At 73.3% G+C, this 3403-nt stretch carries 4 protein-coding genes; 1 reads left to right on the plus strand and 3 read right to left on the minus strand.

Annotation, left to right across the window (positions count from 1 at the left end; genetic code table 11):
- From V7Z97_RS19815 to V7Z97_RS19825, 3 genes are all read right to left on the minus strand, one after another.
- On the minus strand, positions 1-337 hold a 337-nt coding region (locus V7Z97_RS19815), incomplete at its 3' end, for a CHASE sensor domain-containing protein (RefSeq protein ID WP_334165264.1).
- Positions 334-849, minus strand: a complete 516-nt coding sequence (locus V7Z97_RS19820) for a YfiR family protein (protein ID WP_334165266.1) — start codon at positions 847-849, stop codon at positions 334-336. The genes V7Z97_RS19820 and V7Z97_RS19815, both read right to left, overlap by 4 nt.
- Before the next feature lie 4 nt (positions 850-853).
- A complete protein-coding gene (locus V7Z97_RS19825) occupies positions 854-2821 on the minus strand; it encodes a TonB-dependent receptor plug domain-containing protein (protein ID WP_334165269.1) in 1968 nt (655 codons plus the stop codon).
- Positions 2822-3003: 182 nt separating this feature from the next.
- On the opposite strand from V7Z97_RS19825, the gene V7Z97_RS19830 reads away from it, so the two are divergent.
- Positions 3004-3403 (plus strand): carboxylesterase family protein (locus V7Z97_RS19830; RefSeq protein ID WP_334165271.1); only part of this gene is annotated, 400 nt, incomplete at its 3' end.

A 3403-nucleotide genomic window follows, 5' to 3' on the forward strand; every position in this document is an offset into this window, starting at 1 on the left:
GGCCGAGCTGTCCGGGCGGCTGCAGCTGCGGGCGGCGAGCGTAGACCACCAGCGGTCGGCCGTCGGCGTTGTAGACACCCGCGGCGGCGACCCGTCGGTCGGCCCGCAGGGCGTCCACGTACTCGCGCATGGCGGGGCGGTCGTCGAAGGCCAGGGCCGCCGTCACGCTGGCGGCGAGGATGTCCGCCTGGACGGCGGCGGCGCGCGCCGCCTCCCCGCGGTGGACGGCTTCGGCCCGGGCCCCGAGCAGCACGCCCACCGCCAGCAGGGCCACGGCGCCGACCCAGGCCAGGTTCAGCGCGCGGCGGTCGGAGAGGTCGAGCCAGCGCGGCTTCATCGCTTCACCGACAGGCCGAGCGCCAGCAGCTTGGAGCTGATCGAAAGGCCGGCCTGGGCCGCCTGGGCCGCGTCGACGTGGAAGCGGACCCGGTCCTGGAACACCACGAAGTGGATCATGCCGCGCGGCCCGCCGCGGGTGGCGTCGGTCACGGTCAGCACGGGCGCGCCCCGCACCGCCTGCAGCGCCTGGGCCACGCTCTGGCGCGACGAACCCGAGGCGTAGAGCACCTGGCAGCCGGAGGCGCGGTCCACCGCCGGCATCCGGCGCACGACCACCTGGCCCGCGGCCGCGCTTTCGATCGCCGGACCGAACGGATCGTCACCGACCACGCAGACGCGCACCGGGCCGGCGCTCACGCCGGGCGGCCAGCTCACGAAGGCCGCGAACTTGGTCAGGAAGGCGGCCTTGACGGCGTATTCGAGCCCCTGCGCCTGCGCCGCCGACGCGAGGGCGCATGCCGTCGCGGCCACCGCCACGACGCAGGCCTGCAGGGATCGCCGCAGCCGCATCAGGTCACGGTGTCCAGCGCAGGGTGACGAAGGCGCTGCGCGGAACCTCGTTGCGCCGCGCCTCGCTCGCCTCCGCGTGGCGGGCGTTCAGCAGGTCCAGGCCCGTGGCCGAGAGCTCCAGCTGCTCGTTGATCCGCCAGGCGATCCGCACGCTGGCCTCGGTGTAGGCCGAGGCCCCGACGTAGCCCGAGGCCGCGAGGGTCGGGACGTCGTCATAGACCCGCATGCCCAGGTCCAGCTCGAGGTTGTCGGCGAGCCGCATGTGGGAGCGGAGCTTGGCCCAGTAGCCCGGGTCGGCCCCGGCGGCCTCGAACCTCGCCACGTCGCGGCTGCCCGGCTTCAGCCGGAAGTCCTTGCGAAGGACGGCGCCGCCGGCGCTGAGGCGCCACCAGTCGGTGACCTGCAGGTCGCCCCACGCCTCCACGCCCCAGGTCTCGCCCTCCATGGTGTTGCCCACGAAGACCGGGGCCGGCTGGCGGCCCGGGATGAACTCGTTCGTCCGGAGCTCGTCGTAGTCGTGGTAGTAGAGCGAGGCCGAGACGCTGGCGGCCGAGGTGAGCCGCCCGCGGTAGCCGACCTCGTAGGCGACGAGCTTCTCGGAGCCCATCTGCCCCGGCTGGACGAAGCCCGCGATGGTGAAGTCGCGCTCGATCCGCGAGGGGTTGCGGATGGCCCGGGAGACGGCCGCCCAGAGGAACTGCCGTTCCGACAGGCTCCAGCCCAGCCGGGCGTTCGGGGTCCACTCGCTCCTGGTGTAGTCGTTGGTCTCCAGCTTCACACCGAGGGTGAGCAGCAGGTCCGGGCGGAGCGCGATCGCGTCCTGGACGAAGACGTTGCCGATGTCGACGCGCCGCCGGGGCGGCGAGAGCAGCTGGGGCTCGGCGAGGGTGCGGAACTCGTCGCGGGTGATGCGGTAGCCGCCGCCCCAGACCACCGCATGGCGGCCGAGGGTGAAGGCGTGCTGCGCCTCGACGTCCCAGACGCGAAGCTTGTCATGGATGCCGCGCGCCTCGCGCTCGATGTGGTCGTAGTAGGCCTGGACCTCCACGGTGGAGGCGGGCCCCAGGCGCCGGGTCCAGCGGCCGAGCGCGTTGCCGCCGCGCACATAGCCGTCGCCGAAACCCAGGCTCTCGTCGATGGTGGCGTCCTGCAGGTCGCCCTGGACGGTGAAGGTGTCGGAGCCGTAGGCCCAGTCGGTGCGGAAGCCGGCCTGCCAGCCGTCCCAGCCGTCGTCCGCGCTGGCGCCGCCGGCCTCGTCCAGGTCGCCGCGCTTGAAGGCCGTGGCGTAGACCCGGCCCGCGCCCGAATCGCCGAGCTGGGCGCCGTACCGCAGGCTGATGTCGCTATCGAGCGTGCCGAGGCTGGCCACCGCCAGCGGCCCCTGGGTGTCGAAGGCGCTGCGCGAGGTGATGTTGACCACCCCGTTGACGGCGTTCGCGCCCCAGAGCGTGCCGCCCGGGCCGCTGACGACCTCGATCTGGGCGATGTCGTCGAGGAGGATGTGGTGCTGGTCCCAGTCCACGCCGGAGAACAGCGGCGTGTAGACGCTGCGGCCGTCCACCAGCACCAGCAGCTTGTTGGCGGACTCGAAGCCGGCGAAGCCGCGCGCGGTGATCGAATAGTCGAGCGCGTCGATGCGCATGACCTCGAGGTTCGGCGCCAGGCGCAGCGCCTCCGGGATGGTCAGGGCGCCCGCCTGCCGGATCGCGTCGTTGGTGATCACATAGACCGACGAGGCGGCGTGGCTGATCGCCTCGGGCCGCTTCGACACCGAGGTGATGCTGATCTCCGAGAGCTCGTCGATCGTGAGCTCGCCGAGCGCGCGGGCGGTGGGCGCCGCGGCGAGCTCGAAGGTCTCGGCGCGGGCCTCGGCCCCTCCGGCGGCCACGCCCGCGACCGCGAGGGCGGCCAGATAGACCGCGCCGCGCCGGGGTCGGGTGGGGAATCGCACCCGCAACTGAGACTGTTCCATGGCCCCCCTAGGCGCCGTGTGTCGCAAGCCCCCCGGCTCGACCGTGGATTAGCACATCAACTCCGGAAGTTAAGGGGCGTTGCCTTCCGCAGCGTCCGCCCGCGCTTTACAGGGCCCTCGCCAGAGTCGACAAATGGGTATGTTCCGGCGTCCAAGACCGGAGCCGCTCCGGGGGGAAGCCGATGATCTTCAAGCGTACGATGGCCGTCGCGATGGCCGCGGGCCTGCTCGTCTCGGGGAGCCAGGCCTGGGGGCAGGCCGCCCCGGCCGCAGCCCAGGCGGTGACCGCAGGTCCGGTGGTGAAGGTCGCTCAGGGGCCGGTGCGCGGCGCCGTGGCCGACGGTGTCGCGACCTTCCAGGGGATCCCGTTCGCCGCCCCGCCGGTGGGCGAGCTGCGCTGGCGTCCGCCCGCGCCGCCCGCCGCCTGGAGCGCGGCGCGCGACGCCACCCGGCCCGGCCAGGACTGCACCCAGTCCGAGGACTGCCTGTTCCTCAACGTGACCGCGCCCGCCAACGCCAGGCCGGGGGCGAAGCTGCCGGTGATGGTCTGGATCCACGGCGGCGCCTTCGTGATCGGCAACA

This window comes from Phenylobacterium sp., from assembly GCF_036821595.1.
Taxonomy (GTDB): domain Bacteria; phylum Pseudomonadota; class Alphaproteobacteria; order Caulobacterales; family Caulobacteraceae; genus Phenylobacterium.